Genomic DNA, 19,031 nt, shown 5'->3' on the forward strand with positions numbered 1-19,031 from the left:
GCTAGGCATCCAGCCGGTAGCCCGCGCCGCGCACGGTCTGCAGCATCGGGCGGTCGAAGCCCTTGTCGATCTTCGAGCGCAGCCGCGAGATGTGCACGTCGATGACGTTGGTCTGCGGGTCGAAGTGATATTCCCAGACCTTCTCGAGCAGCATGGTGCGGGTCACCGACTGGCCGGCGTGGCGCATCATGAATTCCAGCAGCTGGAATTCGCGGGGCTGCAGGTCGATCTCCTTGCCCTGGCGGTGCACGGTGCGGCCGATCAGGTCCATCTCCAGGTCGCCGACCTTGAGCACCGTCGCCACCGAGCCGGTCTCACGCCGCCGCGACAGCGCCGAGACCCGGGCGATCAGCTCGGCGAAGGCGTAGGGCTTGACCAGATAGTCGTCGCCGCCGGCCTGCAGGCCGGTGACGCGGTCGCCGACCTCGCCCAGGGCGGAGAGGAACAGCACCGGCGTGCCGTCGCCCTCGCGCCGCAAGGTCTCCACCAGGGTGACCCCGTCCATCTTGGGCATCATGCGATCGACGATCATGACGTCGAAGCCGCCCTGGCGCGCGGCCGCGAGGCCCTCCTCGCCGTCGGCGGACTTGACGCACTCGTGCCCGGCCTCGCCCAGTCCACGCTCCATGGCGTCGGCGGCTTCCAGGTCGTCTTCGACAATCAGGATCTTCATGCCCGCCCCCCAGCGCGACTTTGTCTCGGGACGATCCTACTTGGAAATCTTCAACGGCAGGAACAGGGTCCGGCCGGCGCGATAGACGCCGACCAGCACGCTGGGACGGCCGGCCTTGCGGGCGAGGTCCGCCACCGAGGCCACCTCCGCCGCGCTCGCCACCGCCCGGTCGCCAGCGCGCACGATGACGTCGCCGCGCTTGAGGCCCTTTTCCCCGGCGTCCGAGGACTCGTCCACCGCCAGGATCGCCGCACCGCGCACCTCCGCCGGGAGGCCGAACTGCTTGCGCAGCGTGTCGTCGAGCGGGGCCAACCGAAGGCCCAGCACCGTCGGCGCCGCGGGGGCGGCCGGCGTCGGACCGCCGCCCGGGCCGGGCCGGCGCTGGCCATTGTCGTTGGCGGCGAGCTCGGCTTCCGAAGGACGGACGCCGGAGTGCACCTCCACCGTGCGATGGCGGCCATCGCGGATCACGTCGAGCCGCAGCACGTCGCCCGGACCGGCCTTGGCGACCTCGCGGGTCAGCTCCGAGGAGTTCTTTACGCTGTGGCCATTCACCGACACCACCACGTCGCCCGGCATCATGCCGGCGCGCGCCGAGGGTCCTGCGGGCACCAGGTCGGAGATGATCGCGCCCTTCTGCGCGCCCAGGCCTTGCGCCTCGGCCATCTCGGTCGTGAAGTTCTGGATGGTCGCGCCGATGTAGCCGCGCTGGATCTTGCCGCCGTGGATGAGCTGTTGGGTCACCTGCTCGGCGACCTCCGCGGGGATGGCGAAGCCGATGCCGACCGAGCCGCCGGTGGGCGAGAAGATCGCGGTGTTCACCCCGATCACCCGGCCGTAGATGTCGAAGGTGGGTCCGCCCGAGTTGCCCCGGTTGATCGGCGCGTCGATCTGGATGTAGTCGACGAAGGTCTCCCCGATGTCGCGGCCATAGGCCGAGACGATGCCGGCCGTGGCGGTGCCGCCCAGGCCAAAGGGGTTGCCGACCGCGAACACCCAGTCGCCGACGCGCGGCTTGCCGGAGTTCTCGAAGTTCACGAACGGGTACGGGCCGCCGGTGACCTTGATCACCGCCAGGTCGGTGGCCTCGTCGCGCCCGACGATCTTGGCGTCCAGCTCGCGCTCGTCCTTCAGCACGACCTTGATGGTCTCGGCGTTCTCGACCACGTGGTTGTTGGTGACGATGTAGCCGTCGGGCGAGATGAAGAAGCCGGAGCCGGAGGACTGCTGGGTCGGCAGTTTTGGCTGGCCCTTGTCGGTCCGGCCGCCCTGGGGCGGCGTCGCGCCGCCCTCCTCGTCGTCCCCGCCGCCCTGGCCGCCTTTCGGCACGATGTCGAACGGCAAGCCCTCGAGGCCGGGGATGCGGCGCAGCAGGGAGGGATCGACCCGGCTGGTCACGTTGATGGAGACGACCGCGGGGGAGACCTTCTCGAAGATGTCCGCGAAGGACATCGGCGCGCCCGGGGGTGGGGCGAAGATCGGCGCGGTGGAGGCCTTGATGACCTGGCCCTGGTCGGCGTGCGCGCGCGGCAGGCCGACGCCTGCGCCGGCGACCGCGGCGGCCAGGACGCCCGCGCCGGCGACGGCGCCAAAGAGGTAACCGGTCTTCTTCGAGGTCATAAGCCTTCTTCCCTGCGCGCGGCCGAAGTGGGGAGTCTTCGACGCACGCCTACAAACCTAGGTTCGATGCACGAGAGCGCAACCACCCTCAAGTTACGTTTAGGTCACCCTCGGTTCGGCATTCGGACCGTTCTAAGGCGCAATGATGTCAGGGCGCGTCGCCCCGCGATAGCCGATCGATGCGATCAGCCTCGGCTTTGGAAAGGTCGGTGTCGGGCTGTCGGTTCCGCAGGCGCCCCAGCAACAGGACCAGGCCGAGCCCCACGACCAGGAACGGGCCGATCCAAAGCGCCAGGTTGCCGGGGTCGAAGGCGGGCCGCATCAGCACGAACTGGCCGTAGCGATCGGTGAGGTAGGCCTTGATGGCGTCGTCGTCTTTGCCGGCCGCCACCTGCTCGCGGATGATGTGGCGCAGGTCGCCGGCCAGGGGCGCCTCGGAGTCGTCGATGGACTCGTTCTGGCAGACCAGGCAGCGCACGTCCTTGAACAGGGCGCGGGCGTGGGCCTCCTGGGCGGGATTGGGCAGGCGCTCGGCCGGATCGGACGCCGCGGCGATGCACAGGACGCCCGCCAGCGCCGCCAGGATCGCCGGCAGCCTCACGCCGGCTGCTCCCGCCGTCGCGGCACGCCGATGCGCAGGCGCCGGTCGGAGAGCGAGATCAAACCGCCCAGGGCCATGATCACGGGCCCCAGGAAGATCAGCACGGCCCACGGGTTCCAATAGGCGCGGACCAGCCAGACCGGCGCGCCGCCCGCGTCGCGCTTCTCGCCGAGCACGATATAGAGGTGACTTGGGCCGCGCTCGCAGATGGCGACTTCGGACGTGGTCTGGGCGTTGGCGAGATAGAGCCGGCGTTCCGGCATCGCCCGGCAGACCAGCCTGCCGTCGCGGGTGGCGAGGATCACCCCGCGATCGGCGTCGTAGTTGGGCCCTTCGACCGCATCGACGCTTTTCAGGGTGAGATGATAGGCGCCGACGTTGAGCGAGCCGCCGAGCGGCAGGGTCTCGGCCGCCTCGGCGCGCCAGCCGGTCTCGAAACAGGCGCCCAGGACGAAGACGCCCAGGCCCACGTGGGCGAAGGTCATGCCCCAGGCGCCGCGCGGCAGGCCCGTGAGCCGCCGCCAGCTCTCCGCCGCCGGGACGCGGAACGCCCGCGTGCGCTCGACCAGTTCGGCGACGCCGCCGGCGATCAGCCACGCGCCCAGGGTCAGGCCAAGCGCGCCGAACGCCTTCCTGGGGCTGACCACCGCATAGGCCGCGACACCCGCCAGCAGCGCCAGGGCCGCCGCCACGCCCAGCCGCTGGGCGACGCCGGCCGCATCACCGCGTTTCCAGGCGAGCAGCGGCCCAGCGGGCAGCAGCAGGACCAGGGCGGCCATCAGCGGGCTGAAGGTCAGGTTGAAGTAGGGCGGGCCCACCGAGATCGCCTCGCCGGTCAGGGCCTCGCGGATCAGCGGGAAGAGCGTGCCGAGCAGCACCGTGGCGGTGGCGGCGGCCAGCAGGATGTTGTTGAGCACCAGGGCGCTCTCGCGGCTCACGGGTGCGAAGACGCCGCCCTGGCTGAGCGTCGGCGCGCGCCAGGCGAACAGGCTGAACGCCGAGCCGGTGGTCAGGCCCAGGATGATCAGCAGCAGGACGCCGCGCTTGGGATCGACCGCAAAGGCGTGCACCGAGGTCAACACGCCCGAGCGCACCAGGAAGGCGCCCAGCATGGAGAACGAGAAGGCGGCCAGCCCCAGGAACACCGTCCAGCCGGCCAGGGCGCCGCGCTTCTCGGTGACGATGGCCGAATGCAGCAGGGCGGTCGCCACCAGCCAGGGCATGAAGCTGGCGTTCTCCACAGGATCCCAGAACCACCAGCCGCCCCAGCCGAGCTCGTAGTAGGCCCAGAACGAGCCGAGCATGATGCCGATGGTCAGCAGGCTCCAGGCGAACAGGGCCCAGGGCCGGACCCACCTTGCCCACGCCGCATCCACCCGGCCCTCGACGAGCGCCGCCACGGCCAGCGAGAAGATCACGCTCATGCCGACGTAGCCCGAGTAGAGGAACGGCGGGTGCACGGCCAGCGCCGGGTCCTGCAGCAGGGGATTGAGCGAGCGGCCCTCCACCGGCGGCTGGACCAGCCTGGCGAGCGGATTGGAGGCGAAGACGGTGTAGGCGAGGAACACGGTCCCCAGCGCGCCTTGCGTCGCCACCGCCACGGCTTTCAGGCCGCGCGGCAGGCTGCGCCCGAACAGGGCCATGGCCGCGCCGTAGCCGGTGAGCGCCAGCACCCACAGCAGCATCGAGCCCTCGTGGCTGCCCCAGGTTCCGGCCACGCGGTAGAGCAGCGGCTTCTCGGTGTGCGAATTGGCGGCCACGTTGGCCACCGAGAAGTCCGAGACGATGAAGGCGTGCATCAGGACGCCGAAGGCGATGGCGACGCCGGCGAACGAGGCCAGGGCCGCGCCTTCGCCCGCGGCGGCCAGCATCGTGGAACGGCGCACCCGCGCGGCGATGGACAGGCCCACCTGGGCGATGGCGCAGGCCAGGCCGAGCATCAGGGCGAAGGCGCCGAGTTCCGCGATCATGAGGGAGACGCCTGGATCTTCGGCGCCTTGTCGTAGGTCGGCGTCGCGCCATCGCCACGCCACTCGCCCTGCTTCTTGAGCTGATCGGCCACTTCGCGCGGCATGTAGCGCTCGTCGTGCTTGGCCAGGATGGTCTTGGCCTCGAACACCCCGTCGTCGCGGAACGCGCCCACGGCCACCACGCCCTGGCCCTCGCGGAACAGGTCCGGCAGGTCGCCCTGGAACACCACCCGGTCAGCGGCGTGCTGGTCGGCGACCGTGAACTCGACCTCGCCGTCGGCCCGCTTCACCACCGAGCCCTTGGCGACCATGCCGCCGAGCTGGACCGAGCGCCCGGCGGGCGGCTTGGCGGCCGCGGCCTGGGTGGGCGTGTAGAAGAACGAGATCGAACCGCGCAGGCCCCAGAGCGTCAGGCCCACGGCGATGGCCAGCACCGGGGCGATGGCGGCGATCAGGGTCAGGCGGCGACGCGCCTTGGGGGATTTCGGCAGCAGGCTCATTTCATCGGCTCCGCTTTCGCGGCGGCGTCCAGCTGGCTCAGGATATCAGGCCGCGAGGCATAGCGCGCCCGGGCATCCTTCAGCGTCGCCTCGCGGTGGGCGACGTCGCCCAGCACCGCATAGGCCTTCACCAGCTGCACCCAGCCGGCCGGATCGTCCGGATTGGCCTTCAGACGCCCCGCGAGGCGCTCGACCATGCCGTGGATCATCGCCATCTGGCCCTCGGCCGGGGCGGCCGGCGCGGCGGCGGGGTCCTCGTGGGCGGCGATGGCCTGGCCGATCGCCGCGCGGCGCGGATCGTCGGCGGGCAGCTGGGCGGCGAGCGCCCGCCATTCGGCGAGGCCGCCGGCCTTGTCGCCGCCCTCGATGCGGGCGCGGGCCAGCTGGAAGCGCGCGACCACCGCGGTGGGTTGACGCTTCAGCGTCTCTTGGAAGGCGGCCTTGGCGTCGTCGGTCAGCTTGTCGTCGGCCTCGGCCATCAGGGCCTCGCCGAGCATTTCCCAGAGGTCGGCCCGGTCGGGGGCGAGCTTGAGGGCGCGGCGCAGCGCGCGCACGGCCTCCGGGGCGTTCTGGGAGGCGCCTTCGGCGAGCGCCAGATAGCGGAAGCCCTCCGGGTCATTGGGCCGCTCGGCGGTGAGCTTCTTCAGCACCGCGGCCAGCTCCTGCGGGGCGAGCTCGGCGGGGTTGGACGCCACCCAGCCGCGCATCCGCGCCGCGAACGGCTTGTCCGGCAGGCCCGGGGAACCCAGCGTCAGGTAGATGACCAGCGCCGCGGCGGGCGCCAGGGCGACGGCGACGAGCACGCCGGTCCGCGCCTTGGGATCGGCTGTCCAGGCGGCGGCCGGGGCGTCGGTGGCCGCCAGCAGCCGCCGGCCGGCCTCGGCATGGGCGCTCTTGCGTTCGGCCTCGCCCATCAGCCCGCGCTCGGCGAGTTCGTCGATCTCCGCGAGTTGTCGCCGATAGAGTATGGGAGTGGGATCGCTGGCCTCCGGTTGGGAGGCGGCCTGCGCGGCGCGGCTGAGGATGAGGCCGGCTGCGGCGGCCGAGAGCACGCCGGCTGCGACCCAGAACAAGATCATGTGCGGCCGTGTAGCGGAAAGAACCTAGCCGCGCGAGGGGGTCATGAGGCGCGGGCTTGCAGGACCTGTTGCTGGGAGCCTTCGTTGCGGACGGCCGCGGCGCGGCGGCGCACCAGCTCGGCGGCCTTCTCGTCGCGCGCCAGGAAGCTGACCTCGGCGGCCACTTCCAGAAAGGCGTAGCCGACCGCCTCGTCCTCGACGTCGCCGGTGCGCAGATGGTCCAGCACCTCCTCGACATAGGTGTCGAGCATGTCGCCGAGTATTTCGAGGACCTTGCCGCGCGCCGCGGCGAAGCCCCCGTAGTTGGCGCTGGAGCGGATTTCCTGGACGAAGGTCAGCAAGGTTATCGCCCGGCGGGTGGTGACGAGGTCGGGCATGGCGTTCAGGCGGGGCACGTTGCGCCGCACGCGGGCGATCTTCATCATCTGCATCGGCAGGGCGGCGGCGGTGAACTTCTCGGCGTTGCGCAGATGGCTCTCGACCACGCCGGCCAGGCTCTTCTTGTGCTTGACCAGGTCGTGGCCCCAGCCGTGCTCGCGGGAGAGCTCGATGCAGGTCTCCATCTCGCTGATCTGGAAGGTGATCAGTTCGACGCGCTTGCCGGCCGCGCGGCCGGCCTCGGGGCCGGCGTCGGTGTCGAGCTGGGCGACGGCCTTCAGCGCCTGCTCGATCTCGCGCATCACCGTCTCGCCGAAGCCCGCCATCTCGGAATCGGCGAGGTAACGTTCGGTGGGCTTGTCCATGACCGCCGAGATGATCCGCAGGACCATCCACGGATAGGGCAGCTGGGCCGAGAGCATCTGGAAGAAGCGCGGACCCGCATCGTCGGCGATGGCCACGGCGTCCTTGTAGGCGAGACGGGCCGAGGCGGTGGTCTGATCGCCGAAATGGGCGGTCCATTCGGGAAGCTTGGGAATCGTCTTGCGCACGACGGGGGCGAGGTCGAGGCAGAGGGCGAACAGGTCGGCGCCGCCGGGGCGCGCCTCCTCGCAGAAATCGGCGGCCTGTTCGAAATCGCGGCTCTGGCGGTTGCGCAGCGCATTGGCCGCCAGCCGCACGAGGCTGTCGAAGGGTTCGTTGGGGCTCTCGCCGGGGCGATAGTCCACCAGGGCCACGGCCGCGTCGGCGATCCCCTCGGGGGCGATCACCTTCAGGCCGCGCCAGATGCAGGCGAGCGCGCGGGCCGGGAAGATCAGGCGGCTGGGCTCTCTGCCATCGCCGAGGCACATGGGGGCGATCGGCTGCAGGATGCTGTTCCGCAGGCGGCGGTCGCGGGTCTCCACCTCCACCAGCCGGCGGACGCCGGCGAGCGCGGAGTCATCCGTGGTCTCGGCCAGCGCGGCCTGGAGCGCGCCCACGACCTTGTCCGGCGCGCCTTCGACGAGCTGCCGCACGATATCGATCTTGCGCTCGGAGAGAGCGGCCATGGAGGGCTCCGGACGCGGAAGCGGTTCCGCCGACCGAAACCATGGCCCCGGACCTATTAAGCTTTTCCGAATGTTAAGAAACGCGGTTAGGCGGCGCGCGGCAGGTCGATGGCGAGCTTCAGGCCGCCCAGGCTGGAGTCTTCCAGCTTCAGCGCGCCGCGATAGGCGCGGGCCAGCTCGTCGATGATCGACAGGCCGAGGCCCGAGCCCGGGGCGTTCTCGTCGAGGCGCTCGCCGCGGCGCACGACGGTTTCGCGCTCGTCCGGCGCCAGGCCGGAGCCGTCGTCCTCGACCGTGAGCATCAGCCGATCCGGCGCAAGCCCCTCGGCGCGGACCCGGACCCGGCCCTTGCACCACTTGCCGGCGTTCTCCATGGCGTTGCCGGCGATCTCCATCAGGTCCTGCCGCTCGCCGAGGAAGAAGAGGTCTTCCTCGGCGTCCCAGTCGATGCGGACGCCCTTGTCGGCGAAGATGCGCTCCAAGGTCCTGGCCAGCTCGTCCAGCACCTCGGAGACATCGGTGCGCTCGCCCTGGCCCTGGGTGCGGGCGGCGGCGCGGGCGCGGCGCAGGTGGTGATCCACATGCTGGCGCATGATCTCGGCCTGGCGCGAGACCACCTCGGCCAGGGGACCGGGGCGCTGGCCCGCCTCGGCGATCATCACCGAGATCGGGGTCTTCAGCGCATGGGCCAGGTTGCCGACGTGGGTGCGCTGGCGCTCCACGACCTCCTGGTTATGGGTCATGAGGGCGTTGAGCTCCTCGGCCAGCGGCGTCAGCTCGATGGGGAACTCGCCCGAGATCCGCTCGGCCTTGCCGCGGCGCACGTCGGCGATCTCGCGGCGCAGGACGAACAGCGGCCGGAGGCCGACCCGCACCTGGAAGATCACCGCGGCGATCAGGCCCGCGCCCAGCAGCAGGAAGGCGCCGGCCGTCCAGGCCACGAAGGCGCGCACGTCGCGGTCGATCGGCGAGCGGTCCTCCGCCGCCAGGAAGATCACCGGCATGGCGAGGCCGGTGATGGAGGTCTGCCGCGCCATGGCCCGCAGCGGCTCGTTCAGCGGACCCCGCGCCTTGAAGGTGACCGGCTGGCCGGGATTGGCGGCCATCCGCCGCAGCAGGTCGGCGGGCGGGTGCAGCTCGGAATCCCACAGCGAGCGGGAGCGGGACACGGCGTGCATCTTCTGGTCCGGCCCCCTCTGGGCAATTTCCCAGTAGCGGCCGGAATAGGCGCGCAGCGCCCGCTCGTCGGTGAGGGCGGGGGCGAAGACCTGGCCCTGGTCGACGGTGGCGCCGGCGGTCAGGTTGTCGATCAGGTCCGACAGCGACAGGTCGAAGCGGCGCAGCGCCGCCTGCTGGAACAGCAGCGCCAGCAGGACGGCGGTGACGATCAGCGCCGACAGGCTCCAGCCCAGCGCCAGCAGCACCAGCCGGCGGGCCAGCGATGGACGCCGCAGCGTCTCTCCGATCACGACCCCAGCCGCTCCCGACGGGAGCGGCTCAGACTAAAGGTTTGAGCGCGTTCTGATCGCAAAGCCGCCCTCCACTCTTGCGGACCGCGCTCGCGTCACGCGGTCGCCTGACTGCCGGCTTCCTCGTCCGGGCAGGTCAGGCGATAGCCGAGACCGCGAACCGTCTCGATACGCTCGGGTCCGATCTTCTTCCGCACGCGGCCGATGAACACCTCGATGGTGTTGGAATCGCGGTCGAAATCCTGATCGTAGAGATGCTCCACCAGCTCGGTGCGGCTGATCACCCGGCCCTGGTGCATCATCAGGTAGTGCAGCAGGCGGTACTCCAGCGAGGTGAGCCGAAGCGGCTCGCCGTTGACGCTGGCCCGCGCGGCGCGGGGATCGAGACGCAGGCCGCCGCAGGAGAGGTGCGGCGCGGCGTGGCCGGCGGAGCGGCGCAGCAGGGCGCGCAGGCGGGCCAGCAGCTCCTCGGTGTGGAACGGCTTGGTGAGATAGTCGTCGGCGCCGGCGTCGAAGCCCGCCACCTTCTCGCTCCAGGCGCCGCGGGCGGTGAGGATCAGGACGGGCGTCGCCATGTTCTCGCGCCGCCAGCGCTCCAGCACCGACACCCCGTCGACCTTGGGCAGGCCGAGATCGAGGATGACGGCGTCATAGGGTTCGGTCTCGCCCAGGAACTGGGCCTCCTCGCCGTCGGGCGCATGGTCCACGGCGTAGCCGGCGTCGGCCAGGGCGAGCTTCAGCTGCCGCGACAGATCCGGATCGTCTTCCACAAGCAGGATGCGCATGGTTGGCCTCCCTTTCTTCCGGCTAGCCGCCCTGCTGGCCGAGCATCGCGCCGCTCTCGGCGTCGACGATGAAGACCACCACCCGGCCGTCGGGCAGCCGCCATTGGACCAGATAGACCGGGCGGCCGCCCTGATCGCCGGTCGTGGTGTTGAGATAGGCGCCCTTGTTGCGCGCCGCGATCATGGGAATGACGCGCGACAGCGGGATCTGGCGCCCGGCGCGCACGGCCGCGCGGGCCTCGTCCTGGTCGCCGCGGCCCGCGCCCAGCGACGGCCGGCCATCCTGGGCGGCGAACGCGCTGGCGGGCGCGGCCGTGGCGAGGAGGAGCGCGGCGATGGCCATACGAAACATCATGGGCGGCACCTTGAGCGGACGGGACTGAACCGGGCCTGAATGGGCCTTATGGCATCTTAGCCTGGCCTAGACACGGCGCCGCGGCGTGTAGGGTCGTTTCTTCCGCCATTCCTCGGCGAAGGCCTCGAGCTCGGGGTCGGGTTTGTCGGGCAGGACGATCACCAGCCGCGCGAAGAGATCGCCGCGGCGGCCCTGGGCGTCGACCAGGCCGCGGCCCTTGAGCCTGAGCCGGGCGCCGGTGTTGGAGCCGCGCGGCACGGTGAGCGTCACCGGCCCGTCGGGCGTCGGCGCCTCGACCTTGCCGCCCAGCACCGCGTCGTAGGCGGCGATCGGGACGTCCATCACCAGCACCTCGCCCTCGCGCCGGTAGGTCGGATGCGGGGCGATCACCAGCTCGATGAAGGCGTCGCCGGGGCCGGCGCGGCCGGGCGCGCCCTGGCCCTTCAGCCGCAGCGTCTGGCCCTCCTGGGCGCCCTTGGGGATGGTCACGTCGATGGTGCGGCCGTCGGAGAAGGCGATGCGCTTCTTGCCCCCGCGGATACTGTCCTCGAGGTCGATCTCGAGCCTGGCCCGCACGTCGGAGCCGCGCTGCGAGAAGGGGCCGAAGCCGCCGCCGCGCCCGGCCGTGCCGCCGCCGGCCCGGCCGCCGCCGAACATCTCGCCCAGAATGTCGCCCAGGTCGACGCCCTCGAAGCTTTCGCGCGGACCGGCGCCGCGGCTGAAGTTGCCCTCGTAGCCGCCGGCCGGGCGCGTGCCCCAGGGCCCCTGCCCGCCCGCGAACCCGCCGTAGGCCGGGCGGCCGTCGGCGTCGATCTCGCCGGCGTCGAACTTCTTGCGCTTGACGGGGTCGCCGACGATGTCGAAAGCGGCGCTGACGCGCTTGAAGCGCTCCTCGGCGGGCGTGTCGCCGGGATTGGTGTCGGGATGGTTCTCCTTGGCCAGCTTGCGGAAGGCCTTGCGGATCTCGTCCGCGCTCGCGCTGCGGGAGACGCCCAGCTCCTGATAGGGGTCGCGCGCCAAGCGATGGACCTCGTTGAATTACGCTAAAGAACTTGGCCTTTTAGATTGGTCCGCGCGCCCATGCACGCAAGAGCGGATGTGATAGATTTGTCACAGTGATCGGCTTGATCTGAGTTCCCTTATTGTTCTATCGTCGATCGTCTGACGGGGGATTTTGGATGAGGCCCAATTCAGCGGAATTCTGGAGCCATCTGTTCACGGCGCAGGGGCGTAACGACCGCGCGCATTTTTGGATCGTGGTCGTGGTCTGCTGGGCTGCGGAAGCGCTTGCAGGCATGGTGACGAGGGAAGCGGGCGGCAATTCGGCAGTCGAGCTGGTGTCGCTGATCCTCATCTTTGGTTCGATGGCCGTCGGGACGCTGAACATCATCAAGCGGCTCCATGACATGGGCCGAAGCGGATGGTGGCTGCTCGCCGCCGTCGCGCTCTTTGCTCCGCTTGCGGCCCTGGGTGAGCCTGCGTGGTCGTCCGACAGCACCGCGATCATCGCAGTCGCGGCCTATGGCCTCGTCAGCCTCGCCCTTCTGCTGCTGCTGGGCCTACTTCCGGGTCAACAGGGCCCCAACCGTTTCGACGAGGTTCACCCATGGTGGCGGCCCAGAAGCTTCGTCACGAACGACGAGGACGTGTTGAGCGAGGACGATCTCTAGCTTCGTCCCCGCTCGGGGATTAGGTCCGGGGCGGCGAAATCGAGGGCATCTTCGCTGTCCGCCAGCACGCGTTCGTTGATCGTCTGGCCGCGGACGGAGACGCCGGCGCGGTGCACGCTCTCCGGATCGCCGGAGACCAGCGGGTGCCAGTCGGCGAGGCCGCGGCCTTCGTTCAGCCGACGGTAGGCGCAGCTCCCCGGCATCCACTGCAGGGCGTCGATATTGCCGGGCGTCAGCTTGATGCAGTCTGGCACGTGGCGCTTGCGGTTGGCGTAGTCGGTGCAAGCGCAGGCCTGCGGATCGAACAGCTTGCAGTGCACGCGGGTCGGGATGATGTCGCCGGTCGCCTCGTCCTCGAAGCGCACCAGGCAGCACAGGCCGCAGCCGTCGCACAGGCTCTCCCACTCCGCGGCGGTCATCTCGCCGAGGCTTTTCCTGCGCCAGAAGGGTTCGCCGGCCATGGCGATGATCTAGGCCGCGCGCGGTGGCGCGTCGAGCGGAGCCATGAGGATTTGTGGCGCGAATGGCGGGGTGTTTGTCCTTTCGGCCGGGGCGCTCCGCGCGCAAGCTTTCGGCCATCTCGAGCGGAGGGCTTACCCATGTGCGATTGCGGCCGACGTCACTTCCTGCGGATGTCGATGGTCACCCTGGGCGCGGTGGGCGTGGCCGGGATCGCCGGCGCGGCCCTGGCCGCCGAGCCGGACCCGAAGGCACCGAAGGTGTTCATCTGCCCGCCCTGCGGCTGTGACAACGACGGCAAGGACTTCCCGGCCGCGGGCGCCTGCACGGCCTGCGGCATGCCGCTGATCGAGAAGCCCGCGGCGGCGCCGAAGCTGGCGTCGCAGGGCTGGTTCGCAGCCCGGGGCTGACCGGCCGATCGACCGGGCCGAGCTTGCTAAGGGCGCGGAAGCCTCTATCTCACCCCGCCCATGAGAGCCCCGATCCTCGCGCTGAAGGACGTCCGCCTGGCGGACGGGCCGGTGATGCTGTTCGACGGCGTCGACCTGGCGCTGGACGCCGGCGTGCGCGCCTGCCTGGTGGGACGCAACGGCGCCGGCAAGTCGACCCTGCTGCGCATCCTGGCCGGCCAGGTCGCGCCGGACGGCGGCGAGCGCTCGGTGACGCCCGGCGCGCGCATCGCGCTGGTTCCGCAGGAGCCCGAGATCGACGGGGCGACCCTGCTGGACCACGCGACCGCGGGCGGCGCGCCAGGGCACCAGGCCAAGGCGGCGCTGGACGCCTTCGGACTGGATCCGGCAAAGCGCGCGGAAGGCCTGTCCGGCGGGGAGATCCGGCGCACGGCGCTGGCTCGGGCCTTCGCCGAGGCGCCCGACGTCCTGCTGCTCGACGAGCCGACCAATCACCTGGACATCCTGGCGATCGAGATCCTGGAGACGCAGCTGGCCGCCAGCCGCGCCGCGGCGCTGATCGTCAGCCACGACCGCGCCTTCCTGGAGCGGGTGACCCGGCGCTCGTTCTGGCTCGAGTACCGGCAGGTCAAGCGGCTCGACAAGGGGTTCGCGGCCTTCGACGACTGGGCCGAGAAGATCGCCGCCCAGGAAGCCGAGGAGGCCCGGCGGCTCGAGCGGTTCATCCAGCGCGAGCAGCACTGGATGGCGCGCGGCGTCACGGCCCGGCGCGCCCGCAACGAGGGCCGGCGCCGGCGGCTGGACTCCATGCGCCTGGCCAAGGCCGACCGGATGCGCGAGGCGCGCGGCGGGCTCTCCATGGGCGTAGCCTCGTCCGGCATGTCCGGCCAGCGGGTGGCCGAGGCCAAGGCGATCTCCAAGGGGTTCGGCGACCGGACGATCCTGAAGGGCTTCTCGACCCGCATCCTGCGCGGCGACCGGGTGGCGATCGTGGGACCGAACGGGGCGGGCAAGACGACGCTGGTGAAGCTGCTGCTGGGCGATCTCGCGCCGGATAGCGGCGAGGTGAAGCTCGGGACCAATCTGGAGGTCGCCTACATCGACCAGGCGCGCAGCGTGCTGTCGCCGGAGATGACCCTGAAGGAGGTGCTGACCCCGCAGGGCGGCGACCAGGTGATGGTGCGTGGCGAGCCCCGGCACGTGGTCTCCTATGCCAAGGACTTCCTGTTCGGCGAGGGCCAGCTGCGCCAGCCGGTGAAGAGCCTGTCGGGCGGCGAGCGCAACCGCCTGCTGTTGGCGCGTGCGCTGGCCCAGCCGTCCAACGTCATGGTGCTGGACGAGCCCACCAACGACCTCGACATGGAGACCCTGGACGTGCTCGAGGACCTCCTGGCCGACTATGAGGGCACGCTGATCCTGGTCAGCCACGACCGCGACTTCATCGATAGATTGGCCAGTTCCACCATCGGCCTCGATGGGCAGGGCCGCGCGGTGGAGACGCCGGGCGGCTGGCAGGATTTCGTGTCCCAGAACCCGGGCTTCTTCGGCGCCCGGGCTGCCGCGCCCGCCCCACCCAGGGCCGCGCCCAAGAGCCCCTCGGCGCCGCGCCCGCCGGCGGCAGGGCCCAGCAAGCTCACCTACAAGGACCAGCGGCGGCTGGCCGAGCTCGACGGGATGGTCCACGCCCTGCCGGGAACGATCGCGGAGCTGGAGGCCAAGCTCGCCGATCCAGGGCTCTACGGACGCGACCCGGCGGCGTTCGATCGGCTGAGCCGCGAGCTGGAGGCGGCGCGGGCCCAGCTGTCCGCGGCGGAGGAGGAATGGTTCGCCCTTGAGGAGCGCCGCGAGGCCCTGGAAACCGGCCGTTGAGCTCTGTTTCGCGGTTTCCTGTGGATAAGTTCAGCCGTTGATTTCGTGGGATTATCTGGCCGTCATCCCCAAATCGTTAACAGCTTATTCACAGTGTTTTGACGGCTCGCCCACATGGGGGGCGAATCGGGCGCTTGCCACCTCCCGGGGCCGGGCGCATCGTCCTTTTGCTGAGAGGAACTGCGGCGCGGAGTTGGACGGGCGACCGGACGGCTCAAGCGAGCGGAGGTTTCCAGAAGAGGCGCGGGACCGGGGCAACCCGGGACCAGTCTGGACGGGAAACTCGGACGCGGCGGAAAACCCACGGGGCAACTCGTGAACCGAAGTCGCAGCTGGCCTCAAGGCGCAGATCCCCCAACGGATCTGTATGAGAGGGCGGAGCAACGGGAAACCGATGCGCCGCCCTCTTGCTATGGGCGAACGGGTCCGCGGCCGCAGCGTCCGCCGGCGAAAACTGACGTCGTCCAGGCATCTTCCAACCTCCGCCGGAGCGCCCTACCCTCCGCCGCCTTGCTGTCGGGGATATCCATGAAGCTGCTGCGTCCCGCCCTGCTGGCCATGCTGGGCCTGCTGGCCGCCTGTTCGCCGGGCAAGTCCGATCACGCCGCGGCGCCGTCGGGCAGGACGCCGATCCGCTTCGCCACCGACTGGCGCGCCGAGGCCGAGCACGGCGGCTTCTATGAAGCGCTCGCCGAGGGCGAATACGCCAAGCGCGGGCTCGACGTGACGCTGATCCAGGGCGGGCCGGGCGTGAACGTGCCGCAGCTGCTGGCGGCCGGCGCGGTGGAGCTCGGCGACGGGTCCAACAGCTTCATCGTCATGAACCTGGCCCAACAGAAGGTGCCGGTGAAGGCGGTGGCGGCCTTCATGCAGAAGGACCCGCAGGTGCTGATCGCCCACCCCGACCCGGGGCTGAAGACCATCGCCGACCTGAAGGGCCACCCGATCCTGTTGTCCGACGCCTCGGTGACGGCGTTCTGGGTGTGGCTGAAGTCCAAGTACGGATTCACCGACGACCAGGTGCGCAAGTACACCTTCAACTCCGCGCCGTTCCTGGCCGACAAACGGGTGGTTCAGCAGGGCTATCTGACCAGCGAGCCCTATACGATCGAGAAGGAAGGTCACCTGACGCCGAAGGTGTTCCTGCTGGCCGACGAGGGCTACCCCGGCTACGCGGCCATGGTGCTGGCGCCGGACAGCCTGATCGCGAAGAACCCGGCGGCGGTGAAGGCCTTCGTCGAGGCGTCGGCCAAGGGCTGGCATGACTATCTCTACGGCGATCCGAAGCCCGCCGACGCCCTGATCATGAAGGACAATCCGGAGATGACCGAGGATGTCCTCAGCCAGGCGCGGGCGAAGATGAAGGCCTATGGGATCGTCGATGGGGCCGAGGCCAAGACGCTGGGCGTCGGCGCCATGACCGAGGCGCGGTGGAAGGCGTTCTTCGACGTGGCGGCCGGCCAGGGGGTCTATCCGAAGACGATGGACTATCACGCCGCCTACACGCTGGACTTCGTGAGCCTGCCGGTCCCCAAGTGATTGGCCAGAAATGACCATCGCGGCCCTCGAAAACGTCGAGGTGGACTATGCCCGCGGCCGGGCGCTGGGGCCGTTCTCGCTGAGCATCGGGCCGAGCGAGATCGTGGCGCTGGTGGGGCCCTCGGGCTGCGGGAAGTCGACGGCGCTGCGGCTGCTGGCCGGGCTGGAGGCGCCGAGCGCCGGCCGGGTGATCCGCACGCCGGGCCGCGGCGAGACCGCGGTGGTCTTCCAGGCGCCGACGCTGGCGCCGTGGCTGAGCGCGCGGGCCAACGCCGCCCTGCCGCTGGAGCTGGCGGGCATGGGCGGGGGCGAGGCCATGCGGCGGGCCGGCGAGGCGCTGGCGCGGGTGGGGCTGGCGGGGGCCGAGGACGCGCGCCCGGCGCAGCTCTCGGGCGGCATGGCCATGCGGGTCTCGCTGGCCCGCGCCCTGACCACCGAGCCGAAGTTGCTGCTGCTCGACGAGCCGTTCGCGGCGCTGGACGAGATCACCCGGCGCGCGCTCGCCGACGACGTGCTGGGGCTGTGGCAGGGCCTGCAGCCGGCCATCGTCTTCGTGACCCACAATGTTGAGGAGGCGGTCTACATGGCCTCCCGCGTTGTGGTGATGAGCGCCGGCCCCGGGCGGCTGGCGGGCGAGGTGGCGGTGGAAGGGCCGCTGCCGCGGCCTGCGGGCTTCCGCACCTCGGCGGGCTTCCGCAGGACGGTGGAGATGGTCTCCAAGGCGCTGGCCCAGGGCATGAGCGCATGAGGCGGGTGATCGAAGCCCTGGCGCCGGCGCTGTTGATCGCCGCCTTGCTGGCGGGCTGGGAGATCGCCTGCCGCGCCGGCCACGTGCCGAGCTATTTCCTCAGCCCCCCGAGCGCCGTGGCCCTGGCGCTGGTCCAGGACCTGCCCGGCCTGCTGAAGGCCGCCTGGTACACCCTGTCGAGCGCCCTCATCGCGCTGGTCATCGCCAGCCTCCTGGCCCAGGCCCTGGCGCTGGCGGTGGTGCTGTCGAACGTGCTGGAGCGCGCGGTGCAGCCGCTGGCGGTGGTGCTGCAGGTCACCCCGGTGATCGCCATCGCGCCGCTGGTCAACATCTGGGCCGGGACCGACCATCCGGAGCGGGCGGTGGTGGCGCTGGCCATGGTGGTGGCCTTCTTCCCGATCTATTCCGGCGCGCTGACCGGGCTGAAGGCGGTCGATCAGGACCTGATGCGGCTGTTCGACCTCTATGGCGCGGGGCGGCTGCAGCGGCTCGTCCGGCTGCGCATCCCGTCTGCCGTGCCGTTCCTGCTGCAGGGCCACAAGGTGGCGGCCGGCCTGGCGATCGTGGGCGCGGTGGTCTCGGAGTTCGTGGCCGGCTCCGGCAAGGTGCAGGGCCTGGCGTGGCGCATCTTCGACGCCAGCTTCAAGCTGCAGACGGCGCGGATGATCGCGGCCCTGGTGGTGCTGGGCGTGATGGGCGCGGTGCTCTACGCGGTGCTTGACGCCGTCGAGCGGGCCGGCCTCAGGTGGTGGAGCGGGCGCTAGGGCTTGGTCGCTTGCGGGACCTGGGCCAGCTCCCAGCGGATCGGCGCGCTGATCGAGCCGCCGACCACCGGCAGCCCCTCGGCGGTCCAGACGCTGAGCCGGAACTTGCCGGCCAGGGACGCGGCGGCGGGGCCGAAGCCGTAGCCGCTGGGATCCTCGCTCTCGACCGCGCAGCCGGTGAGCGCGCCGTCGGCGGCGACCTTGCATTTCAGCACCACCCGGGCCTTCAGCATTCCCGCCTTGGCGGCGGCGCTGGGGAAGGCGGCGTTGAACTCCTCGTAGGTCGGCAGGACCATCCAGTGCGGCTTGCCGATGGCCGGGGTGTCGGCGTCGAGGCCGCTCGCGGCGAAGCTGAAGACGATCTGGGTGTGGGCGCCGGCGATGAGCCCGCCCGCCGCGTCCGTGGCCGGCCCGGTAAACTTCTCGGCGAGGCGTTCGGCGGCGCGGTCGAAGCCGTAGCCCCGCGGCTCCTCGAAGATCGGCCGGCAGTCGGAGAGGCCGCCGCGCCGATTGAAGACGCAGTCGAGCGTCGTGTGGCCATCCTTCTTTTCGCTGCGCGCCTTGGCCGGATAGGCCGCCCGCACGTCGGCGACGCTTGGCGCCGCGGTCCAGGGGATGTTGCTGAGCACCTTATTGGCGTTGCGCTGCTCGACGGACACCGAGGCCAGCCGCGAGCCGGTGTAGGGCTCCGGCTGCCGGGTGATGGTATCGGCCACGTCGCTGGGCACCTCCGCCCAGACGATCGGGATGTTGGCCTTGGCCTCCACCGCGACGCCGTTCTTGAGCGCCGGGCGCATGAGGAACTGCGGGGTGAGCGCCAGAGCGGCCGAGCCGAAGCCCATGCCGGGGGGACTTTCCTCGGTCACCTTGCAGTCGCGCAGCGCGCCCTGGACGGTGACGGTGCAGGAGACGGTGGCGCTGCCCTTGACCTGGCGCTTCAGCGCGGCGGGGGGCCAGACCGAGAGCAGCTGGTCGCGGGTGGGCTTGCGAAGCCAGTCGGCGTTGGAGGTCTGCGCCTGGGCCGAGCCAAGCCCGGCGAGGGCTATCGCCAAGGCGGCGATCACTCGTCTCATGGATTGCTCCCTTAGGGCGG

Annotated in this window: 19 protein-coding genes; 6 read left to right on the top strand and 13 right to left on the bottom strand. The window is 70.8% G+C overall.

The window, feature by feature from the left end:
* Window position 1 precedes the first annotated feature (1 nt).
* From VGT80_RS04985 to VGT80_RS05035, 11 genes are all read right to left on the bottom strand, one after another.
* On the bottom strand, window positions 2-673 hold the full coding sequence (locus VGT80_RS04985) for a response regulator transcription factor (RefSeq protein ID WP_327453455.1): 672 nt from the start codon (window positions 671-673) through the stop codon (window positions 2-4).
* A 36-nt stretch (window positions 674-709) separates the two neighbouring features.
* On the bottom strand, window positions 710-2,293 hold the full coding sequence (locus VGT80_RS04990; protein WP_327453457.1) for a Do family serine endopeptidase: 1,584 nt from the start codon (window positions 2,291-2,293) through the stop codon (window positions 710-712).
* Between the two features lie 148 nt (window positions 2,294-2,441).
* Window positions 2,442-2,894, bottom strand: coding sequence for a cytochrome c-type biogenesis protein (locus VGT80_RS04995; protein ID WP_327453459.1), 453 nt, complete (start codon window positions 2,892-2,894; stop codon window positions 2,442-2,444).
* Window positions 2,891-4,864 carry a heme lyase CcmF/NrfE family subunit gene (locus tag VGT80_RS05000; RefSeq protein WP_327453461.1) on the bottom strand — a complete coding sequence of 658 codons (1,974 nt, stop codon included), beginning with the start codon at window positions 4,862-4,864 and terminating at the stop codon, window positions 2,891-2,893. Before VGT80_RS05000 ends, VGT80_RS04995 begins: the two co-directional genes overlap by 4 nt.
* The gene (ccmE, locus tag VGT80_RS05005) at window positions 4,861-5,364 is read right to left on the bottom strand and encodes a cytochrome c maturation protein CcmE (protein ID WP_327453463.1); all 504 of its coding nucleotides are present in this window, start codon (window positions 5,362-5,364) and stop codon (window positions 4,861-4,863) included. Before ccmE ends, VGT80_RS05000 begins: the two co-directional genes overlap by 4 nt.
* Window positions 5,361-6,443 (bottom strand): c-type cytochrome biogenesis protein CcmI, encoded by a 1,083-nt coding sequence (ccmI, locus tag VGT80_RS05010; protein ID WP_327453465.1) that lies wholly within the window; start codon window positions 6,441-6,443, stop codon window positions 5,361-5,363. Before ccmI ends, ccmE begins: the two co-directional genes overlap by 4 nt.
* Before the next feature lie 41 nt (window positions 6,444-6,484).
* A complete protein-coding gene (locus VGT80_RS05015) occupies window positions 6,485-7,870 on the bottom strand; it encodes a hypothetical protein (protein WP_327453467.1) in 1,386 nt (461 codons plus the stop codon).
* Between the two features lie 86 nt (window positions 7,871-7,956).
* The gene (locus VGT80_RS05020; protein ID WP_327453468.1) at window positions 7,957-9,339 is read right to left on the bottom strand and encodes a sensor histidine kinase; all 1,383 of its coding nucleotides are present in this window, start codon (window positions 9,337-9,339) and stop codon (window positions 7,957-7,959) included.
* A 95-nt stretch (window positions 9,340-9,434) separates the two neighbouring features.
* Window positions 9,435-10,124 (bottom strand): response regulator transcription factor, encoded by a 690-nt coding sequence (locus VGT80_RS05025; RefSeq protein WP_327453470.1) that lies wholly within the window; start codon window positions 10,122-10,124, stop codon window positions 9,435-9,437.
* A 22-nt stretch (window positions 10,125-10,146) separates the two neighbouring features.
* Complete coding sequence (locus VGT80_RS05030; RefSeq protein WP_327453472.1) at window positions 10,147-10,479, bottom strand: hypothetical protein; 333 nt, start codon at window positions 10,477-10,479, stop codon at window positions 10,147-10,149.
* 66 nt (window positions 10,480-10,545) lie between these two features.
* Entirely contained in the window at window positions 10,546-11,499 is a 954-nt protein-coding gene (locus tag VGT80_RS05035; protein WP_327453474.1) for a J domain-containing protein, read from the bottom strand.
* Between the two features lie 158 nt (window positions 11,500-11,657).
* Between VGT80_RS05035 and VGT80_RS05040 the strand changes: the two genes are divergently transcribed.
* Window positions 11,658-12,149 (top strand): DUF805 domain-containing protein, encoded by a 492-nt coding sequence (locus VGT80_RS05040; RefSeq protein WP_327453477.1) that lies wholly within the window; start codon window positions 11,658-11,660, stop codon window positions 12,147-12,149.
* Here VGT80_RS05040 and VGT80_RS05045 read toward each other — a convergent pair.
* Window positions 12,146-12,610: a YcgN family cysteine cluster protein gene (locus tag VGT80_RS05045; protein WP_327453478.1), complete on the bottom strand. Its 465-nt coding sequence runs from the start codon at window positions 12,608-12,610 to the stop codon at window positions 12,146-12,148. The genes VGT80_RS05040 and VGT80_RS05045 overlap by 4 nt on opposite strands.
* A gap of 138 nt (window positions 12,611-12,748) precedes the next feature.
* Between VGT80_RS05045 and VGT80_RS05050 the strand changes: the two genes are divergently transcribed.
* The 5 genes from VGT80_RS05050 to VGT80_RS05070 all read left to right on the top strand — a co-directional run bounded on the left by VGT80_RS05050 (window position 12,749) and on the right by VGT80_RS05070 (window position 17,938).
* The gene (locus tag VGT80_RS05050) at window positions 12,749-13,018 is read left to right on the top strand and encodes a hypothetical protein (RefSeq protein ID WP_327453480.1); all 270 of its coding nucleotides are present in this window, start codon (window positions 12,749-12,751) and stop codon (window positions 13,016-13,018) included.
* 60 nt (window positions 13,019-13,078) lie between these two features.
* A complete protein-coding gene (locus tag VGT80_RS05055; protein WP_327453482.1) occupies window positions 13,079-14,887 on the top strand; it encodes an ABC-F family ATP-binding cassette domain-containing protein in 1,809 nt (602 codons plus the stop codon).
* Between the two features lie 528 nt (window positions 14,888-15,415).
* A complete protein-coding gene (locus VGT80_RS05060; protein WP_327453484.1) occupies window positions 15,416-16,426 on the top strand; it encodes an ABC transporter substrate-binding protein in 1,011 nt (336 codons plus the stop codon).
* Between the two features lie 10 nt (window positions 16,427-16,436).
* Entirely contained in the window at window positions 16,437-17,174 is a 738-nt protein-coding gene (locus VGT80_RS05065; RefSeq protein ID WP_327453486.1) for an ABC transporter ATP-binding protein, read from the top strand.
* Complete coding sequence (locus VGT80_RS05070; protein WP_327453488.1) at window positions 17,171-17,938, top strand: ABC transporter permease; 768 nt, start codon at window positions 17,171-17,173, stop codon at window positions 17,936-17,938. Before VGT80_RS05065 ends, VGT80_RS05070 begins: the two co-directional genes overlap by 4 nt.
* On the opposite strand, the gene VGT80_RS05075 is transcribed toward VGT80_RS05070, so the two are convergent.
* On the bottom strand, window positions 17,935-19,011 hold the full coding sequence (locus VGT80_RS05075) for a TonB family protein (protein WP_327453490.1): 1,077 nt from the start codon (window positions 19,009-19,011) through the stop codon (window positions 17,935-17,937). The two genes, VGT80_RS05070 and VGT80_RS05075, sit on opposite strands and share 4 nt — an antisense overlap.
* Between the last annotated feature and the right edge of the window lie 20 nt (window positions 19,012-19,031).

The sequence above is a fragment of the Phenylobacterium sp. genome (assembly GCF_035944335.1).
GTDB lineage: Bacteria > Pseudomonadota > Alphaproteobacteria > Caulobacterales > Caulobacteraceae > Phenylobacterium.